This window comes from Burkholderia sp. AU39826 (assembly GCF_020419965.1).
Lineage (GTDB): Bacteria > Pseudomonadota > Gammaproteobacteria > Burkholderiales > Burkholderiaceae > Burkholderia > Burkholderia semiarida.
On sequence record NZ_JAIZQG010000001.1, the window covers coordinates 36,677 to 53,850 of the forward strand.

Sequence of the window (17,174 nt, forward strand, 5' to 3'; positions counted from 1 at the left end):
CGATCAGTAGCGCGCGTTCAGCGTGACGAACGCCGAGCGGCCCGGCGCGATCGACGCATAGTGCGCCGGATACGCCTGATCGAAGTAGGTGCGGTTGAACAGGTTGTTCACGTTCAGTTGCAGATCGAGCTTCTTGTTGATCCGGTACTGCGCCATCGCGTCGAAGCGCCAGTACGACGGCACGGCGCGCAGGTTCGCGGGATCGCCGAACACTTCCGACATGTAGAACGCGCCGCCGCCGACCGTGAACTTTGGCGTGATGTCGTAGTTCGACCACATCGTGAGGCTGTGCTTCGGCGTGTTCGGGAAGCGGTTGCCGTTGTTCGCGGTGTCCTTGCCGTTGTCGCGCAGTTCGCTCTTCATGTACGTGTAGCCGCCGAACACCTGCCACTGCTTCGTGATCTGGCCTGCGACGCCGAGCTCGAGGCCTTGCACGCGCTTGTTGCCGACCATCGCGTACTGGTTGTTCGGCAGCGTCACGCGCGCGTTCGTCGTGTCGATCTGGAACAGCGCGGCCGTCAGCGACAGCTTGTCGTTCAGCACGTTCCATTTCGTGCCGAGTTCGATGCTGCGGTTCTTTTCCGGAGAAAGCTGATCGGCATTCGGGCCGACGCCGCCGCGGCCCGGCGTGAGCGACTGCGTTTCGCTGCCTTCGCCGAGCAGCATGCCGGCGGGCGTCGACGACGTCGCATACGACGCATAGAGGCTGCCGTTCCGCGCGGGCTTGAACACGAGGCCGGCCTGCCAGTTGAACAGCGTGTCGTCGCGCGTGTAGGTCTTGCCGCCATTCGCCTTGGTATCGGTGAAGCGGGTCGAGTAGTCGTCGACGCGCACGCCGGCGTTGACCTGCCAGCGCGGCGTGATCTCGATCGTGTCGAAGCCGTAGATCGATTTCGTGGTGGTGCGCGCATGCGCGTAGTCGTTGTTGCGCGAGATCGAGCCGGCCCACGGATCGCTCGGGTTCGGCGACCACAGGCTCGTGCAGTTGTAGCCGGACGCGGCGCCGATGCCTTTCTGGCAGATCTTGCCGGTGTCGGTCGCGACCGTGTACGAGTCGCGCTTGCCCCATTCGCGCGACAGCTCGATGCCGGTGTTGAAGCTGTGCTTGAACGGGCCCGTGCGGAATTCGCCGAACAGCTCGGTCAGGTTCGCGAGGCTGTTGATCGCGCTGTTGCGGTTGTTGTTGCGGCGCCAGACCTTGCCGTTCACCACGTTGCCCTGGCTGTCGTCCGGCTGCGTCCAGATGTAGTCCTGCGTCGATTCCGTGTAGCGCGCGGTGTTGCGCACCGTGAGGTTCGGCGTGATGTCGTGCTCGATCCTGATCGTGCTGATGTCCGACGTGGTCTTGCGGAAGTCGCGGTCGATCAGGCCGTAGAAGTTGTGGCGATCGACGGGCGCCGGATAGATCGTGCCGACGTTCGCGGGCTTGTTCGACGTCGTATAGAAGTACGGGATGCCGCCGTCGGGCATGTCGTCCGTCTGCAGGTGGTAGTAGCTCGCGGTCACGCGCGTCGGCGTGCCGAGGCCGAACGCGATCGACGGCGCGACGCCCCAGCGCTCGTTGTTGACGGCGTCGCGGCCGGCCACGTCGTTGTTGTGGCTCATCAGGTTCAGGCGGAACGCGGCGTGATCGGCGAACTGCCAGTTGCCGTCGGCGGTGAAGCGGCGATAGCGGTCGGTGCCGAGGCCCGCGCTCGCGGCGGCCGTCGTGCCGAGGTGCGGGGCCTTCGTGATCAGGTTGATGCTGCCGCCCGCGCCGCCGCGGCCGCCGTACGCGCCGTCGGAACCCTTGGTGATCTCGACGCGCTCGGTGTTGAAGATCTCGCGCGTGGTGGCGCCCGTGTCGCGCATGCCGTCGACGAACATGCTGCCCTGCGTGTCGTAGCCGCGGATGAACGGACGGTCGCCGAGCGGGTTGCCGCCCTCGCCGGCGCCGAACGTGATGCCGGGCACGGTACGCAGCGCTTCGGTCAGCGTGGTCGCGCCGCTGTTCTGGATCAGTTCCTGCGGGATCACGGTGACGGATTTGGGCGTGTCGACGAGCGGCGCGGTGAATTTCGCGGAAGCGGAAAAGTCGGCCTTGTAGCTGTGCTCGGTCTTGCCCTGGATCTCGATCGGTGCGAGATGGCCTTCGGTGCCGGCGGGCGCCGCAGGCGGCGTGCCGTCGGCGAACGCGGGGCTCGCGGCCAGCACGCTGCAGAGGGTGGTGAACTTGCCGAGCTTCAGCTCGTCGGGACGGGACTTCATGGTGCGCTTCGACCTCGCGGTGTGGCTCCCGGGGCAGTGCGCTACGGAAATGTGCATGCCGGCGGGGATTATTACGATTTGTTTTCAGGCGGCATTCTATGTAATTTCTTTACGAATGAGAAGCGTTCTTGTTCTCATTTGTCGGGGAATTGTTGACGAATGTTGCGGAGGGGGCGAAGGCTCGTGGCCGGGGAGCGACAGGCAACGCAATGGCGTCTGCCGATGGCTTCGTCGCTGCAATCGCCGCCTCGAACGGTTCGATCGTGGCCACGCGCGACGTCGCGCCGTTCGAAGCAGCAGGCCTGCGTGTGATCGACGCTTGGTTCCGCCGGCGCCGGGTCGGCGGCCGTCACGTCACCGGCGCCGAAAATGACAACGCGCCGTGCAAGTCGGCGCGTTGAATGCGTTACGTCTGCGCGCGGCCCTTGAACTGCAGCAAATTCCCGTTCGGGCGCGCGCCACCGGCCGCAGATCAGTCGATTCCGTGAAACACCGCATCCTCCGGCCCCAGGTATGCCGGCGGGCGCCACGTCGCGTCGCGCATCGAATGCTGGACGAGATTCTCGACGCCCAGCAGCACCGCGAAGATCGCCATCCGCACCGGAATGCCGTTGTCGGTCTGCCGGAAGATCGCGAGACGCGGGTCGCGGTTCAGGTCGACCGACAGGTCGTTCGCGCCGGGCCGGCTGTCGCGCGGCAGCGGGTGCATGATCAGCGTGTCGGGCTTGCACACCGAGTCGACGAGCGCCTGGTTGATCTGGAAATCCGGCGTATAGCCTTCGAACGACTCGTCGGTGAAGCGCTCCTTCTGGATCCGCGTCGCGTAGACCACGTCCGCGCCGCGCAAGCCCGCCGCGAGATCGTTCGTCTGCTCGACTGCGTGGCCGTTCGTCGAGATCTGGTCGACGATGTACGCCGGCATCTCGAGCGTCGGCGGCGACACGAGCGTGAACTTCAGCCCGCGGTACAGCGCGAGCAGCTTGACGAGCGAGTGCACGGTGCGGCCGTACTTCAGGTCGCCGACCAGCGCGATGTGCGCGCCGTCGACGATCTTGCCGAGCCGCGAAAACTCGCGCTGGATCGTGTAGAGGTCGAGCAGCGCCTGGCTCGGGTGCTCGCCGGGGCCGTCGCCGCCGTTGATCACCGGCAGGTTGGTCGCCCGTGCGAATTCGGCCACCGAGCCTTTTTCCGGATGGCGGATCACGAGCGCGTCGACGTAGCCGGCCATCACGCGGCTCGTGTCGTAGATCGATTCGCCCTTCGCCATCGACGAGAACGTGAAGCCCGTCGTGTCGCACACCGAGCCGCCGAGCCGGCAGAAGGCCGCGCCGAACGACACGCGCGTGCGCGTGCTGGCCTCGAAGAACAGGTTGCCGAGCACGGCGCCTTCGAGCACGCGTGAAATCTTGTGACGCCGCGCGATCGGCTGCATGACGTCGGCCACGCGGAACAGCGCCTCGACCGAATCCCGCGAAAACTGGTCGACCGAGATCAATTGCGGCTTGCCTTCGAACAGGAATTGCTTCGCGAGCCCTTGTTTGTCTACGCTTTGCGTAGAGTTCTCGCCATTCGGCGCCGAACGCTCGACGATTTCCGACACGAAGCGCTCGACGATTTCGGGCATCCCGCGCGATTCCTGCGAATCGTCCGGAAGCAGCCACGTATCCAGCGCGCGGCGGCTGACGCCGATGCGATTCGCGAATGCCTCGCGGGTCATGTTGAGGCGGCGCATCGCGTCGCGGAGGAAGGCTTGCTGGGGAACGGTCATCGGCGGCTCCTGGGCGGAAAATATACGCGGTGCGTATATTAGTTTCTGCCGCGATGAAGTCAAGAAAAATCTGTGCGCGCAGGGGTGGCGCGTATGACACTCGCGGGGCCGTACTGGCGCGCGGCGCGGGTCTCCGTATAATCAGGTCAGGCCCCGTGTCCGGCAGCGTGCCGGGCGCCGCGCCGCACACGATTCGCCCGGTCGGGCTTGTTGATTCGAAGGAGAATGAGAATGACGCGTACGATTGCTGCAATGCTGCTGGTGGTGACCGCCGCGCTCGCCGGTTGCAATACCGTCGCCGGCGTGGGCCAGGACATTTCGAAGGGCGGCCAGGCGATCAGCGATTCGGCTGAAAAGGCCAAGTAAGCCGACCGGTTCCGGCATGCAGAAGGCGCCGGGCCTTCCCGCGATGGCGGGCGGCCCGGCGCCTTTTTTGCGTACGAATCGATGCCGCCGGCGTCAGGCGCGTTCCACGAACGCGTAGCGGCCCTCGACCTTGCGCGGCGTGAACCAGCCGTAGTCGGGGAACAACCGGTTGCGGACGAACCAGACATAACCGACCAGCGCGACCGTGATCGCGAGGCTCGGCAGCGCGGCGGACGGATCCCGCCCGAGATCGGCGACGGTCTTCGGCATCTGCAGCAGCGACAGCAGGATGAACGCGTGATAGGCGCCGACACGATGGGTCGCGAAGCCCCAGATGAACAGCAGCGACAGCGGCACGGTCAACGCCAGGAAGGCGGTGACCAGGACGCCGCCGGCGCCGGACGCGAGGAAGTAGTACGCAAGCATCAGGCTGATGACCAACTGCGCGATGCCGAGCGCGATCAGGATCCGGATGTGTATCTTGTTCTTGCGGCAGCGTTCAGGGTCGGGGCGCGACGCGATCAGGTGCGCGAGCACGCGATCCTTGAGCCCTTGCCCGGATAGCTCGGCCAGTGCGTCGGCCTTCCTCGTTCCCGCGGACAGCAGCACCGCGATTCTTGTTTTGGCTTCCTTCCTGTTCATTGCGTGGCGGAGTGTTGTTCGATGGTGGTCAAAGGGGCCGGCCACGCGAATATTGCATCTTGCGCAGTCGTGCGCAACGGTTTTGCGGTGCGCGGACACATTCCTACAGTCGGTCGACCGTGTGACGGAAAGGCTGGATCGACGAGCGCTGCGACGTCGACGGAGGCGCCGCCGTCTCCGCGAGGACGCGACGAACGCGAGTCAGTCGGCGGCGGCCTGCGCGGCGAGCGCGGCGCGCGGTTCGACGGGCGGCTCGCGCCGTCGCGTCGCGCCGACGAGCATGCCGGCGACGACGAGCGCGATGCCGGCGACACGTGTGCCGGTCAGCGTTTCGCCGAACAGCGCGACCGCGAACAGCACGGCCGAAACCGGCGCGATCGCGGTGAACAGGGCCGCCTCGGTGCCGCTCGTGCGCGCCGAGCCCGCATACCAGCACAGGTAACCCAGCACGGTCGGAATCAATGCGTAGTAGACGATCGCCGACACGGCGCCGACGGTCCAGCCGCTCGCCACCGCATGCCATTCGAACGCGGCCGGCACGAGTGCGAGCACGAAGCCGAGGCCCGACATCGCGGTGGATAGCGCAAGCGGCGGCAACGGCGCGGCAAGCCGACGATTGAGCAGGATGAAGACCGCTTCGCATGCGACGGCCGCCAGCACCAGCGCATCGCCGGCAAGTGTTTGCAGCGACGGCATCGCATGGCCCGGCGCGAACGTGACGAACAGCACGCCGGCCGTGGCGAGCGCGGCGGCCAGCCAGTCGCGCGGCGTCTGCCGCTCGCGCAGCACGACGGCCGCGATCAGCGTCGACATGGCCGGCAACGTGCCGAGCATCACGCCGGCATCGAGCGGCGACGACAGCTTCGTGCCGCTGATCAGCAGCACCGTATAGCCGACGCCGCCCGCCGCTGCCTGAATGACGAGCAGCACGGCATCGCGTGCGGAGATGCGCGGCCAGCGCATGCGCTGCGCGCGCATCATCGCGAACAGCAACGGGGTCGCGATCAGGAAGCGCAGCGCGGTGGCCGCGAACGGCGGCAGGCCGCCGGCCGCGAGACGGCTCGCGATGACGGTGCTGCCGACGCCCGCCATCGCGGCGGCGAGATAGAGATAGCCGATCAGTCGTGTCTTCATGCGCTGCATCGTCGTGTATGGCGGCAGCGTGCGTCTTGAACGAAATTGCAGCCAGGGACGGGACTGAAGGTGGTGAACCGTTGGCTTGCGCTGACGCAACAGGTCGCGGCGGCCTTCGAAGGGGTAGTCGCTTTCGAACGCAGTGCGCCCGGCGCCCCCGGGCGTTGCGCGGCCGACGGCGTTACTCAACCCGCCTGCGTGAACCGCCCCGGCGTGATGCCGAACTGGCGCGCGAATGCGCGCGTCAGGTGGCTCTGATCGGCGAAGCCGGCTTCGGCCGCGGCATCGGCGATCGGCAGGCCGCTGGCCAGCAGCGCGCGCGCCAGCCGCGCGCGCGACTGAACCAGGTATGCATGCGGCGTGATGCCGAGCTCGCGCGCAAAGCCGCGCAGCAACTGGAAGCGGCTGACGCCGCTCAGATCGGCCAGCTCGGCGAGCGACACGGGTGCGGCCGGCGCCGCGTCGAGCCGCTCCCGCGCGACGCGGACCGCCGGCGCGACGCCGGCCGCCGGCAGCGTGCGGCTTGCGTGCCGGGCGAGCAACCCGGCGACGAGCATGACGAGCGCTTCGTCGCGGGCCAGCGGCTGGGTTTCGCCTGCGACGATGCGCGCATGCAGCCGGCCGACGGCGGCCGCAAGCCGCGTGTCGCGCACGGCCGGATGCGCAAGCTCGACGCCGCCGATGCCTTCTTCCGCCGCGACGCTCGCGACCAGCGCGGGGGCGAGATAGAGCATCCGCCAGCGCCGCCCGGTGCCGGCTTCGAGCGGCGAGCCGTCGTGCACCTCGCCCGGGTTGACCATGATCGCGTCGCCTGCGAGCGCGTCGACCTGACCGCGGCCGCTCCACGACCGGTGCGCACCGCTGACGATCACGCCGACCCCGAATTCGTCGTGCGCGTGGCGCGGAAACGCGCGGTCGGACTCGAGGCTGATTGCCTCGATGCCTTCGCCGGTGCGTCGGTAATGGGTGACACGATGCATGTGCGCTCCTCGCGCCGGGGGCGGCGCGGATCACGTGCACTTTAGCGTGTTCCGGCGCCGCGCGCCCTTCATCCTTTTGGCCGATACCGCGCGGCGCGCGCAGCCCGCACCATGTGCGCATGAGCAGCGTACACGGCCCGCCGGGCCTGAGGCTGCGCGGGAGGCGGCAGGTGGAACGACAGGATCCGGTATTCATTCAGGTAGGTGCGCTCGCGGACGGCTTCGCGCCCGAGGCGAACATCCTCGCATCCGTCGACGCGCTCGTCGGGCGGACGCTGACGCTCGTCGACGCATCGGGCGCGTGGCGCGTCCATACGTTCGAGCCGGGTGCGCTGCAGTGGCGCGACGCGGTGGCCGATACGGGCGGCCGCGCGCCGTGCCGCGTGACGCGGCTGCGCGACGGGCTGTACTTCGTCGACTACATCGATGCCACCGCTCGGGCGACATCGGTCAGCCTCGTGATCGATCTCGACAACGGCGTGTGGACGTCGGTCGTCGGTACGTTGCCGACGGAAGCCGACACGCGCATCGATGCGTTCACGCGCGTCGCGCGTGGGCTGCCGCTGACGGCCGTCGACGCGCAATTCCGGCACGGCACGCTCGGCGGCCACGCCGAGCCGGGCCCGCTTCACGCGCCCACGCGCGAGCTGATCGGCAAACGGACGATGTATCGCTACAGCCCGACCGAATGCTACGAGCACATCTACCTGAACGAGAATTTCTACGCATGGCAGTGTCTGCAGGGCGTCGAAGGCGGGCTGGCCGATGTCGACCGCTGTCATTACTTCAAGATTGCGGACGCGCTGTATCTGTTCGTGTGGCGCGAAAAGGTGGTGCCGACGCTCGGCGTCGTGCTGATCGACCTCGCGCAACGCAAGACCGACGGCAAGATCTTCGGCTATCAGGGCGGCGATTTCGGCACGCTGTCGAATTTCCCGGTCGGCGCTTACGCGCAGGTGCTGAACGAAACCGTGCATCCGCTCGGCGACGAGGCGCAGCGATGACTGCCGTGCGGGGCAGCGGCCGCCTGCATGCGGATTTCAGCGGGCGCGTCGTGCTCGTCACGGGCGCCGCGCAAGGAATCGGCGCGGCGATCGCGCGCCGTTTCGCGGAATCCGGCGCATTCGTCGCCGTGGCCGACCTGAACGGCGACGCGGCGGCCATGCAGGCCGGCGCGCTGGCGAGCGCGGGCGGCGAAGCGCGCGCGTATCGGGTCGACGCCGCGAGCCGGGACGAACTGGATGCGCTCGTCGCGGCGGTCGAGCGCGACGGCGGCCGGCTTGATGTCGTCGTCCACAATGCCGCGTATTTTCCATTGACGCCGTTCACGCGGATCGACGAGCCGACGCTCGAGCGCACGCTGTCGGTCAACCTGTCGGCGCTGTTCTGGCTTGCGCAGGCCGCATTGCCGGCCTTCGAGCGCGCGGGGGCCGGGCGGCTGCTCGTCACGTCGTCGGTGACGGGGCCGCGCGTCGTCTATCCGGGGCTCGCGCATTACGCGGCGTCGAAGGCCGGCGTGAACGGCTTCATTCGGGCGGCGGCGCTGGAGTTGGCGCGCCGCAACGTGACGGTCAACGGCGTCGAACCGGGGATGATCCGCACGCCGGCGGCCGGCAATCTCGGCGACGCGTCCGTCGCCGCGCAGATCGCGCGCGACATTCCGCTCGCGCGGATGGGCGAGCCCGAGGACATCGCGAACGCGATGCTGTTTCTCGCATCGGCCGACGCGGCGTACATCACCGGGCAGACGATCGTCGTCGACGGCGGCGCGACCTTGCCGGAGAGCGGGGCGGTGCTGGGCAACGGGTAGCGGTGAGCCAGCGCGGGCATCGGTTTCGGCGAGGCCGTGCGGGCATCCGCGGACGGCCCGCATCATGAGGGCACGTGCCGCACGCCGTGCCGTGACTACAGCCAGCCGTTGCGGATGAACTCGACGATCGAATAGCGGCGATGCTCGAGATCGTGCTGCCGGACGGCTTCGACGATGCGCGATACGCCATCCGCATAGGGTGTCGCGCCGGATACGCGCGATTCGAATTGCAGGCTGCATGTGCCGTCGTCGATGCGTATCCGGTGAACCGCATGGCGGCCGAGCTGATCGTCGGGGATGCCGAATTCGGTGCGCTGCACGGCCGGGTCGCGCACGGAGCGGATGTCTTCCGGCCGTACGCCGAGCGATTGGGCGATACCGACGGCCGTGCCGGGGACGGACGTCTTGCCGGCCTGATGCGATTCCGTCACGCCGATCTCGCAGTCGCGAAACAGGTGGCCGCTGGCTTCCAGCATGCACATGAACTTCAGCATCAGGATGTTCGTGTTCGGGCACAGCACGACCGGAAAGCCGTACGTCCCCGTTTCGAGGTCGGAGCCGGTCGACAATTCGACGAGCGGCGACGCGGTGGCCTGGCAGAATGCGATCGCGTCGGGGAGTTCGCGGCCCGAGCCGGCATGGACGACGATCGTTCGGGCGTCGCTACGTCGGGCGTCGGTTCGCGCGCTGTCCGACCACGGCATCACGTGGCAGGCGGCCGGGTCGAGCGTGTGCGAGCCGAGCAACTCGTTGGCGAGCTTGCCGGTTCCGATGACGAGTACTTGCATGGGATTGACGGTTGAGATTGGGGAGGCGAGTCGGCGGTGGTACGTGCCGTCGGGCAGGCGGGCTTGGTTGTCGTGCCGCGCGCCGCGCCTGGCGGGCATCGCGCATTATGCCCGGCCGTCCGTTGGCGCGCTTGTCGGGCCGGGCATGGGGTGCCGCGGCGCATAGGCTCGCCGACGTCCAACCCTCGGCAATCCTCGGCAACCGATCTCTCCCGCGACGTTGCGATGCCCCACGGCGTGTGGGCCGCGATCCGCTTCCTGACGCCGCCGGGCGGGCTCCCGCGCAACCAAAGCGAAACGGCCGAAACCGCATTACGGCACCCTCATCGCCGTGCGCACGAACGCGTGAACGGCGCTACGCTGTCGGCATTTCAACCCATCACCCTCGATCCAGGAGAACACATCGATGGAACACCACCTGAAAGGCAAGGCAGTCGCGATCACCGGCGGCTTCGGTCATCTGGGCGTCGTGACGGCCGCGTGGCTCGGCGAGCGCGGCGCCCGCGTCGCGCTGATCGGCCGCGGCACGGCTCCGGCGGCGCAGGCGCTGCCCGGCGTGCCGGCCGATGCGTTGCGCATCGGCGGCATCGATCTCGTCGATCCGCGGGCCGCCGTGCAGGCGCTCGAAACGGTCAACCGCGAATTCGGCCGGGTCGACGCGCTGCTGAACATCGCCGGCGCATTCGTGTGGCAGACGATCGCCGACGGCGATGCCGCCACGTGGGACCGCATGTACGAACTGAACGTGAAGACGGCGCTGAATGCGTCGAAGGCCGCGCTGCCATACCTGGTGGCGAGCCAGGCCGGCCGCATCGTCAACATCGGCGCGGGCGCGGCGTTCAAGGCCGGCGCGGGGATGGGCGCGTATGCGGCCGCGAAGGCGGGTGTCGCGCGGCTCACCGAGGCGCTCGCGGCGGAGCTGCTCGATCGCGGCGTGACCGTGAACGCGCTGTTGCCGAGCATCATCGACACGCCGCCGAACCGCAAGGACATGCCCGACGCCGATTTCTCGCGCTGGGTCCGCCCGGAACAGCTCGCGGCGACGATCGGATTCCTGCTGTCGCCCGACGCGCAGGCGATCACCGGTGCGTCGATTCCGGTGAGCGGACGAGTCGCGTAGTGCACCGGGGAGGGCGTGCTGGGTCCGGCCGTGCGTACAATGTCGCACCGGATCGCGCGACCCGAACCCGAGACCCGAACCCGAGACCCGAATCCGAGACCGAATCCGAGACCCGAATCCGAGGCCATGACCCAGCCCACCATCCTGATCGTCGAAGACGAACAGGCGATCGCGGACACGATCGTCTATGCCCTCGGCACCGACGGCATGCAGACCATGCACTGCACGCTCGGGCAGGCGGCGCTCGATCAGCTGCGCGCTACGCGTGTCGATCTCGTGGTGCTCGACGTCGGCCTGCCGGACCTCAGCGGTTTCGAGGTATGCCGGCGGCTGCGCACGTTCACCGATATTCCGGTGATCTTCCTGACCGCGCGGCACGACGAGATCGACCGGATCGTCGGGCTCGAGATCGGCGCCGACGATTACGTCGTCAAGCCGTTTTCGCCGCGCGAGCTGGCGGCGCGGGTGCGCGTGATCCTGCGCCGCTTCCACCGGGCGGCCGCGCCGGAACCGGTGCCCGCGCCCGCGCCGGCCGATGCGTGCGCACCGGTTGCCTCCGGCTTCACGCTCGACATCGACGGCGCGCGCGTGTCGTGGCTCGGCCACGCGCTGGACCTCACGCGGTACGAATTCGGGCTGCTCGCGCTGCTGGTCCGGCATCCGGGGCGCATCTACTCGCGCGAGCAACTGATGGATCTCGTGTGGCACGAAGCGCTCGATTCGGCCGACCGCACGGTCGACACGCATATCAAGACGCTGCGCGCCAAGCTGCGCGCGATCGATCCCGAGCGCGACCCGATCCGCACGCATCGCGGGATGGGTTATTCGCTGCAACCGTAACGATCGGCTCCGCCCATGCATATCGGCCTGCGCATCTTCTTCGGCTTTTTCCTGATCGTCGGCCTGGCCGCGCTGATCACGCTGCGCGTGTTCGTGCAGGAGGTGAAGCCCGGCGTGCGCGAAGCGATGGAGGACACGCTCGTCGACACCGCGCAGGTGCTGGCGACGCTGGCCGCCGACGACATGGCGAACGGGCATATCGCCGACGGCGCGTTCGCGCGGCAGCTCGGGAAACTGCACGAGCGCCCGGTCAGCGCGAACGTGTGGGGCATCCAGAAGAACGCGATCGGCTACCGCCTCTACATTACCGACGCGCACGGCATCGTGCGCTACGACTCGTCCGGCAGCGCGGTCGGGCAGGACTATTCGCGCTGGAACGACGTGTACCGGACGCTGCGCGGCGAATACGGCGCGCGCAGCACGCGCAGCGATCCGTACGACGACGGCAGCACCGTGATGCACGTGGCGGCGCCGATCCGGCGCGGCGACGAGATCATCGGCGTGCTGACGATCGCGAAACCGAACCAGACGGTCGCGCCGTTCATCGCGCGCAGCCAGCGCAAGATCATGCTGTACGGTGCGTTGCTGATGGGCGGCGCGATGCTGATCGGCGTCGCGTGCACGGGGTGGCTGGTGCTCGGGCTGCGGCGCCTGCAGCGCTATGCGCGGGCGATCGCGGCCGGCGAGCGCGCGTCGATGCCGCTGCAGGGCGCGAACGAGCTGGCCGAGCTCGGGCGCGCGGTGGAAAGCATGCATCGGCGGCTGGAAGACCGGCAATACGTCGAAACCTACATCCACACGCTCACGCACGAGATGAAGAGCCCGCTGGCCGCGATCAGCGGCGCGGCCGAGCTGTTGCAGGAGGACATGCCGGTCGCGAATCGCCGGCGCTTCACCGAGAACATCCGCCGCCAGGCCGGCCGCCTCGAACAGATGATCCGCAAGCTGCTCGCGCTGGCCGAGGTCGAGCAGAAGCAGCGCCTGTCGGTGCACGAACCGGTCGCGCTGCGGCCGGTGCTCGAACAGCTCGTCGACGATATCGAGCCGCGCGCGCGGCAGCGCGGCGTGAGCTTGCGGATCGACGCGAATGGTGCGGCGGATGCGGCCGATGGAGCCGATGCGGTGGTCGTCGACGGCGATCCGTTCCTGCTGCGGCAGGCGCTCGGCAACCTGCTCGACAACGCGCTGGATTTCGCGCCGTCGGGCAGCACCATCCGGATCGCGCTCGAGCGGCAGCCGGCGGGCAGGGCGCACGTCGCGGTCGTGCGCGTCACGGACGACGGCCCTGGCGTGCCCGACTACGCATTGTCGCGCGTGTTCGAACGCTTCTATTCGCTACCGAGGCCCGACGGGCAGGATCGCAGCACGGGCCTCGGGCTGTGTTTCGTCCGCGAGGTCGCGATGCTGCACCGCGGCCAGGTCGCGCTCGCGAACCGCGCGGAAGGCGGCGCATGCGCGACGCTCACGCTGCCGTCGGCGGGCTGATCGCGCGCTTCACGCCCGCCACACATTCGCTTCACATCGGCTTCAATCGCCCTTCACCGGGGCCGCTCATGCTGACCGTACCTTCCACTCCGGTACCTGTCAGCAATGAATCGAGTCCTGTTGTTCAAGTCCATGATTACCGCGTTTCTCGCGCTGGCGATCCTGATCCCGCTGCAGATGGTCCAGAGCATCGTGCGGGAACGCGCCGACTATCGGCAAAGTGCGCTGGAAAGCATCTGGGCGAGCTATGCGGGGCCGCAGACGGTGACGGGGCCGGTGCTCGTCGTCCGTTACACGGAAGTCACGCGCGTGAGCGACGACGTGCGGGCCGGCGGGAAGGCGAAAGCCAGCCTGAAAAGCGAGGCGAAACGGCTGCTCGTGTTCCCGAAGACGTTGAACGTCGACGGCACGCTGTCGGTCAGCACGCGCTATCGCGGCATTCACAAGGCGCTCGTGTACGCGCTCGACAGCCGGATGACCGGCACGCTGCCGCTGCCGGACCTGAAGAAGCTGCCGCAGGCCGACGGCCACGTGAGCTTCAAGGTCGATGGCGCGTACGTCGCGCTCGGCATCGGCGATCTTCGCGGGCTGAAGGCGCAGCCCGACCTGCGCATCGGCGGCACGCGGATCGACGTGGAGCAGGGCACGCGGCTCGACAGCCTGCGCCAGGGCGTGCATGCGAACGTCGATCTCGCGGCGCTGGCGGACGCAAACGCGGGGGCGGCGGTCGTGCCGTTCAGCATCGCGCTGCCGCTGGCCGGTGCGGAGTCGATCGCGTTCGCGCCGGTGGGCGACCAGAACGACTTCTCGCTGAAATCGACGTGGCCGCACCCGAGCTTCGGCGGCGAATTCCTGCCGGCCGAGCGCACGGTCGATGCGCGCGGCTTCGTCAGCAACTGGCGCGTGACGTCGTTCAACACGAAGGCGCGCGAGCAAGTGGCGTCCGGCAACGGCAACGGCGACGGTGGGATCGAGAGGGCGTCGGTGTCGGTGATCGAACCCGTGAACGTCTATCTGCAGGCCGAACGCGCGACGAAATACGGTGCGCTGTTCGTGATGCTCACGTTCGCGAGCTTCTTCATGTACGAACTCGTGAAGCGGTTGCGCATTCACCCGATCCAGTACACGCTGGTCGGCCTGTCGCTCGCGCTGTTCTTCCTGCTGCTGCTGAGCCTGTCCGAACACATTGCGTTCGGCTATGCGTATCTCGTGGCGAGCGGCGCATGCATCGGGCTGCTCGGCTTCTACCTGTCGTTCGTGCTGCACAGCGTGAAGCGCGGCGCGACGTTCACGGCGCTGCTCGCGATGCTGTACGCGGCGCTCTACGGGCTGCTGCTGTCGGAAGACAATGCGCTGATGCTCGGCTCGCTGCTGCTGTTCGCGATCCTCGCCGGCATCATGACGCTCACGCGCCGCGTCGACTGGTATTCGCTCGGCGCCGCGTGGCAGCCGCTGGCCGACAAGCCGGACGCGGTGAAGCCGGGCACGCCCGCGAAGTAGGCGAGCGGGTGCGAGCAAGTGCGCGCCGGTCGGGAATGTCGCGACCGGCGCGCGGTTTCAGGCGGGCAGGATGCCCTTCATGCGGCCGTCCCGGGACGACGAAACCGCGCCAGCGGAATCTCGGCGATGGCCGCGATCTCGATCAGCAGGTCGGGACGGTAGAGACGCTCGACCTGGACGGTCGTCGTCACCGGGTAGGGTTCGGCGAAATAAGCGTTGCGGATGTCGCCGGCGTGCATGAATGCGTCGATGTCGATGGCGTAATGGACGAGCGAGATCACGTCGCGCATTTGCCCGCCCAGTGCGGCCAGCACGTCGCGGATGTTGTCGAGCGTTTGCCGGACCTGGGCGCGCATGTCGCCGGCGCCGACGACCTGCCCGGCGCGGTCGAGCGCGACCTGACCCTTCAGATGCACGATTCGGCCGTCGCCCTGGATCACGGCCATCGAGAATGCGCCGAACGGCGCCCAGACTTCCGGCGGATTCACGGCTTCGGCCATCGCGCAGCTCCTGTGGGGGCGGAAATGGGGCAACGCAGCGGCGTGCCGCGTTCGGCGATCGCGCCATGATGAACGTGGACGCGTTCATCGTCGACGGCCAGCCCTGCCGAAAGCGGCGGCGGCCCGGATCGCCCTATACTCGCTTCTCCACATTACCGGACCACGCCGTGCCGAACCAAGCTTCCGGAGATCCGTCCATCGACGATCCCCGTCCGATCCCGCCTATCCAACCCGAACTGGAAGACTGCTGCAACAGCGGCTGCTCGCCGTGCGTCTTCGACCTGTACGACGAAGCGCTTGCGCGCTATCGCGTCGAGCTGGCCGAATGGGAGGCGCGGCAAGCGCAGCGCGAGCATCGCAAATAAACCGGATGCCTGCGAGCGGCCATGCGTGGCATGCACCGCATCGGTTGCCTGCGTTGGACTGACGAGGCCATTTCCGTCGCGCATCCGGCGTCACGCATCCGCATGCAGCCGCCGATGTAGCGGCCCGAGCGCCATCGACAGCGCGATGCAGCCGAGCAACACGGCCGTCAGCGTGAACATCGACACCCTGAACCCCTGCACGTAATCGAGCGCGGCCGGATGCGTGCCGAGCCGCGCGAAGAACACGCCGCCGATCGTCGCGGCGCCGACCGCCGCGCCAATCTGCAGCATCGCGCTGACCATTCCCGACGCCACGCCCGCGCGGGCCGCGTCGACTTCCGCCAGCACGATCCGTACGACCGACGGCAGCACGAGCCCTTGCCCGATGCCGATCGCCGCGATGCCCGCATAGAAGCCGGGCCCGGGCGCGCCGTCGCGGGCGAGCGTGGCGGCGGTCGCGACGCCGGCCGCGAGCATCGCGAAGCCGAGTGTGAGCACGCGATACGCGCCGAACCGGGCGACGAGGCGCGGCATCAGCAGCGGGCTCGCGAGAAAACCGAGCCCGAGCGGCAGGATCGCGAACCCGGACGCGAGCGGCGACCAGTTCAGGCAGCCCTGCAGATAAATCCCGTAGCTCAGGAAGAACGCGCTCAGCATGTAGAACAGGAACGCGAGCAGGAGCCCGAGCGCGACGACCGGGTTGCGGAACAGGCGCACGTCGAGTAGCGGATCGCGGCCGCGCGCGAGCCGGCGCGATTCGACCGTCAGCAGCGCGCCGAGCATCGGCAGCGCGCCGACGCCGCACGCGATCATCCATAGCGGCCAGCCGGCCTCGCGGCCGTGCGTGAGCGGATACACGAGCATCAGCAGGAACAGCGACAGCAGCACCGTGCCCGGCACGTCGATGCGCTGGCCGCGCGGCGGGCGGTTTTCCGGGATGAAGCGCCAGCTGCCGATCAGCGCCAGGATGCCGATCGGCAGATTGACGAGGAAGATCGCGCGCCAGCCGAGCCCGAACGGATGCAGGCTGATCAGCGCGCCGCCGCCGAGCTGGCCGATCACGGCCGCCAGGCCGAACGCGAACCCGTAGAAGCCCATCACGCGCACCTGTTCGTGCGGGCTGAACACGCTGCGGATCGTCGCGAGCACCTGCGGCGCGAGGATCGCGGCGAACAGGCCTTGCAGCACGCGCCCGCCGACGAGCACGGTGCCGTTGTCGGCGAGCCCGCACAGCGTCGACGCGAGCACGAAGCCGGCCATGCCGACCATGAACATGCGTTTGCGTCCGTACAGGTCGCCGAGCCGCCCGCCGGTGATCTGGGCGACCGCGTTCGCGCATGCATAGGCCGACACGACGAGCTGCAACTCGGCCTGGCGCGCGCCGATGCCGTCGCGAATGGCCGGGAGCGCGAGATTCACGATGAAGTAGTCGAGCGGCGGCAGAATGGCGCCGACCAGCAGGACCACGAGCGCCCAGCCGTGATGGCTGCGGGGCGTCGCCGCGGTAGCCGCGCCGGCCGACGCGCAGGGGGCAAGGGTGTTGTTCGTCATGAAAGCAGATCCGAAAAAAAGAGGGCCCGATAAGCGATGGACGCGAGCAGGCCGTTGACCCCATATTCTGGTCATCGC

At 68.2% G+C, this 17,174-nt stretch carries 16 protein-coding genes and 1 pseudogene; 9 read left to right on the forward strand and 8 right to left on the reverse strand.

The features are described from left to right. Positions 1 to 3: 3 nt before the first annotated feature. Complete coding sequence (locus LGM42_RS00195; RefSeq protein WP_226231239.1) at positions 4 to 2,247, reverse strand: TonB-dependent receptor; 2,244 nt, start codon at positions 2,245 to 2,247, stop codon at positions 4 to 6. Positions 2,248 to 2,420: 173 nt separating this feature from the next. Here LGM42_RS00195 and LGM42_RS00200 point away from each other — a divergent pair. Continuing rightward, positions 2,421 to 2,676, forward strand: a pseudogene (locus LGM42_RS00200) (hypothetical protein); the annotation flags it as partial. Between the two features lie 43 nt (positions 2,677 to 2,719). Here the strand turns inward: LGM42_RS00200 and LGM42_RS00205 are convergent. Further along, positions 2,720 to 4,015 carry an aspartate carbamoyltransferase gene (locus LGM42_RS00205; RefSeq protein WP_226231240.1) on the reverse strand — a complete coding sequence of 432 codons (1,296 nt, stop codon included), beginning with the start codon at positions 4,013 to 4,015 and terminating at the stop codon, positions 2,720 to 2,722. A gap of 231 nt (positions 4,016 to 4,246) precedes the next feature. Here LGM42_RS00205 and LGM42_RS00210 point away from each other — a divergent pair, with 231 nt between their 5' ends. After that, positions 4,247 to 4,381, forward strand: coding sequence for an entericidin A/B family lipoprotein (locus LGM42_RS00210; RefSeq protein ID WP_006485835.1), 135 nt, complete (start codon positions 4,247 to 4,249; stop codon positions 4,379 to 4,381). A gap of 93 nt (positions 4,382 to 4,474) precedes the next feature. On the opposite strand, the gene LGM42_RS00215 is transcribed toward LGM42_RS00210, so the two are convergent. The 3 genes from LGM42_RS00215 to LGM42_RS00225 form a co-directional block, all read right to left on the reverse strand. Next, positions 4,475 to 5,023, reverse strand: coding sequence for a hypothetical protein (locus LGM42_RS00215; RefSeq protein ID WP_059584770.1), 549 nt, complete (start codon positions 5,021 to 5,023; stop codon positions 4,475 to 4,477). Positions 5,024 to 5,224: 201 nt separating this feature from the next. Further along, entirely contained in the window at positions 5,225 to 6,157 is a 933-nt protein-coding gene (locus LGM42_RS00220; protein ID WP_226231241.1) for a DMT family transporter, read from the reverse strand. Positions 6,158 to 6,342: 185 nt separating this feature from the next. Beyond that, on the reverse strand, positions 6,343 to 7,137 hold the full coding sequence (locus LGM42_RS00225) for an AraC family transcriptional regulator (protein WP_226231242.1): 795 nt from the start codon (positions 7,135 to 7,137) through the stop codon (positions 6,343 to 6,345). 170 nt (positions 7,138 to 7,307) lie between these two features. Here LGM42_RS00225 and LGM42_RS00230 point away from each other — a divergent pair, with 170 nt between their 5' ends. Both LGM42_RS00230 and LGM42_RS00235 read left to right on the forward strand, forming a co-directional pair. After that, positions 7,308 to 8,141 carry a molybdenum cofactor biosynthesis F family protein gene (locus LGM42_RS00230; RefSeq protein WP_060310671.1) on the forward strand — a complete coding sequence of 278 codons (834 nt, stop codon included), beginning with the start codon at positions 7,308 to 7,310 and terminating at the stop codon, positions 8,139 to 8,141. After that, positions 8,138 to 8,947, forward strand: a complete 810-nt coding sequence (locus tag LGM42_RS00235) for an SDR family oxidoreductase (protein ID WP_226231243.1) — start codon at positions 8,138 to 8,140, stop codon at positions 8,945 to 8,947. Before LGM42_RS00230 ends, LGM42_RS00235 begins: the two co-directional genes overlap by 4 nt. 95 nt (positions 8,948 to 9,042) lie before the next feature. Here the strand turns inward: LGM42_RS00235 and LGM42_RS00240 are convergent, their stop codons facing one another. After that, positions 9,043 to 9,735, reverse strand: a complete 693-nt coding sequence (locus LGM42_RS00240; protein WP_226231244.1) for a dihydrodipicolinate reductase — start codon at positions 9,733 to 9,735, stop codon at positions 9,043 to 9,045. Between the two features lie 406 nt (positions 9,736 to 10,141). Here LGM42_RS00240 and LGM42_RS00245 point away from each other — a divergent pair, with 406 nt between their 5' ends. The 4 genes from LGM42_RS00245 (at position 10,142) to creD (ending at position 14,680) form a co-directional block, all read left to right on the forward strand. Continuing rightward, positions 10,142 to 10,855, forward strand: a complete 714-nt coding sequence (locus LGM42_RS00245) for an SDR family NAD(P)-dependent oxidoreductase (RefSeq protein WP_226231245.1) — start codon at positions 10,142 to 10,144, stop codon at positions 10,853 to 10,855. A 126-nt stretch (positions 10,856 to 10,981) separates the two neighbouring features. Beyond that, positions 10,982 to 11,695, forward strand: a complete 714-nt coding sequence (creB, locus tag LGM42_RS00250; protein ID WP_226231246.1) for a two-component system response regulator CreB — start codon at positions 10,982 to 10,984, stop codon at positions 11,693 to 11,695. A 15-nt stretch (positions 11,696 to 11,710) separates the two neighbouring features. Then, entirely contained in the window at positions 11,711 to 13,180 is a 1,470-nt protein-coding gene (gene creC / locus LGM42_RS00255) for a two-component system sensor histidine kinase CreC (RefSeq protein WP_060310677.1), read from the forward strand. 105 nt (positions 13,181 to 13,285) lie between these two features. Continuing rightward, positions 13,286 to 14,680 carry a cell envelope integrity protein CreD gene (creD, locus tag LGM42_RS00260; RefSeq protein ID WP_060310678.1) on the forward strand — a complete coding sequence of 465 codons (1,395 nt, stop codon included), beginning with the start codon at positions 13,286 to 13,288 and terminating at the stop codon, positions 14,678 to 14,680. Between the two features lie 77 nt (positions 14,681 to 14,757). Here creD and LGM42_RS00265 read toward each other — a convergent pair whose 3' ends face one another. Next, positions 14,758 to 15,180: a RidA family protein gene (locus LGM42_RS00265; protein ID WP_059584786.1), complete on the reverse strand. Its 423-nt coding sequence runs from the start codon at positions 15,178 to 15,180 to the stop codon at positions 14,758 to 14,760. 167 nt (positions 15,181 to 15,347) lie between these two features. Between LGM42_RS00265 and LGM42_RS00270 the strand changes: the two genes are divergently transcribed. Next, positions 15,348 to 15,545, forward strand: coding sequence for an oxidoreductase-like domain-containing protein (locus tag LGM42_RS00270; protein ID WP_060310679.1), 198 nt, complete (start codon positions 15,348 to 15,350; stop codon positions 15,543 to 15,545). Between the two features lie 90 nt (positions 15,546 to 15,635). On the opposite strand, the gene LGM42_RS00275 is transcribed toward LGM42_RS00270, so the two are convergent. After that, the gene (locus LGM42_RS00275) at positions 15,636 to 17,096 is read right to left on the reverse strand and encodes an MFS transporter (RefSeq protein WP_226231247.1); all 1,461 of its coding nucleotides are present in this window, start codon (positions 17,094 to 17,096) and stop codon (positions 15,636 to 15,638) included. Between the last annotated feature and the right edge of the window lie 78 nt (positions 17,097 to 17,174).

Bases quoted from the DNA above. Each gene is read 5' to 3' on its own strand.
- LGM42_RS00195 (WP_226231239.1), bottom strand. From the start codon at position 2,247: ATGAAGTCCCGTCCCGACGAGCTGAAGCTCGGCAAGTTCACCACCCTC.
- LGM42_RS00205 (WP_226231240.1), bottom strand. From the start codon at position 4,015: ATGACCGTTCCCCAGCAAGCCTTCCTCCGCGACGCGATGCGCCGCCTC.
- LGM42_RS00210 (WP_006485835.1), top strand. From the start codon at position 4,247: ATGACGCGTACGATTGCTGCAATGCTGCTGGTGGTGACCGCCGCGCTC.
- LGM42_RS00215 (WP_059584770.1), bottom strand. From the start codon at position 5,023: ATGAACAGGAAGGAAGCCAAAACAAGAATCGCGGTGCTGCTGTCCGCG.
- LGM42_RS00220 (WP_226231241.1), bottom strand. From the start codon at position 6,157: ATGAAGACACGACTGATCGGCTATCTCTATCTCGCCGCCGCGATGGCG.
- LGM42_RS00225 (WP_226231242.1), bottom strand. From the start codon at position 7,137: ATGCATCGTGTCACCCATTACCGACGCACCGGCGAAGGCATCGAGGCA.
- LGM42_RS00235 (WP_226231243.1), top strand. From the start codon at position 8,138: ATGACTGCCGTGCGGGGCAGCGGCCGCCTGCATGCGGATTTCAGCGGG.
- LGM42_RS00240 (WP_226231244.1), bottom strand. From the start codon at position 9,735: ATGCAAGTACTCGTCATCGGAACCGGCAAGCTCGCCAACGAGTTGCTC.
- LGM42_RS00245 (WP_226231245.1), top strand. From the start codon at position 10,142: ATGGAACACCACCTGAAAGGCAAGGCAGTCGCGATCACCGGCGGCTTC.
- creB (WP_226231246.1), top strand. From the start codon at position 10,982: ATGACCCAGCCCACCATCCTGATCGTCGAAGACGAACAGGCGATCGCG.
- creC (WP_060310677.1), top strand. From the start codon at position 11,711: ATGCATATCGGCCTGCGCATCTTCTTCGGCTTTTTCCTGATCGTCGGC.
- creD (WP_060310678.1), top strand. From the start codon at position 13,286: ATGAATCGAGTCCTGTTGTTCAAGTCCATGATTACCGCGTTTCTCGCG.
- LGM42_RS00265 (WP_059584786.1), bottom strand. From the start codon at position 15,180: ATGGCCGAAGCCGTGAATCCGCCGGAAGTCTGGGCGCCGTTCGGCGCA.
- LGM42_RS00275 (WP_226231247.1), bottom strand. From the start codon at position 17,096: ATGACGAACAACACCCTTGCCCCCTGCGCGTCGGCCGGCGCGGCTACC.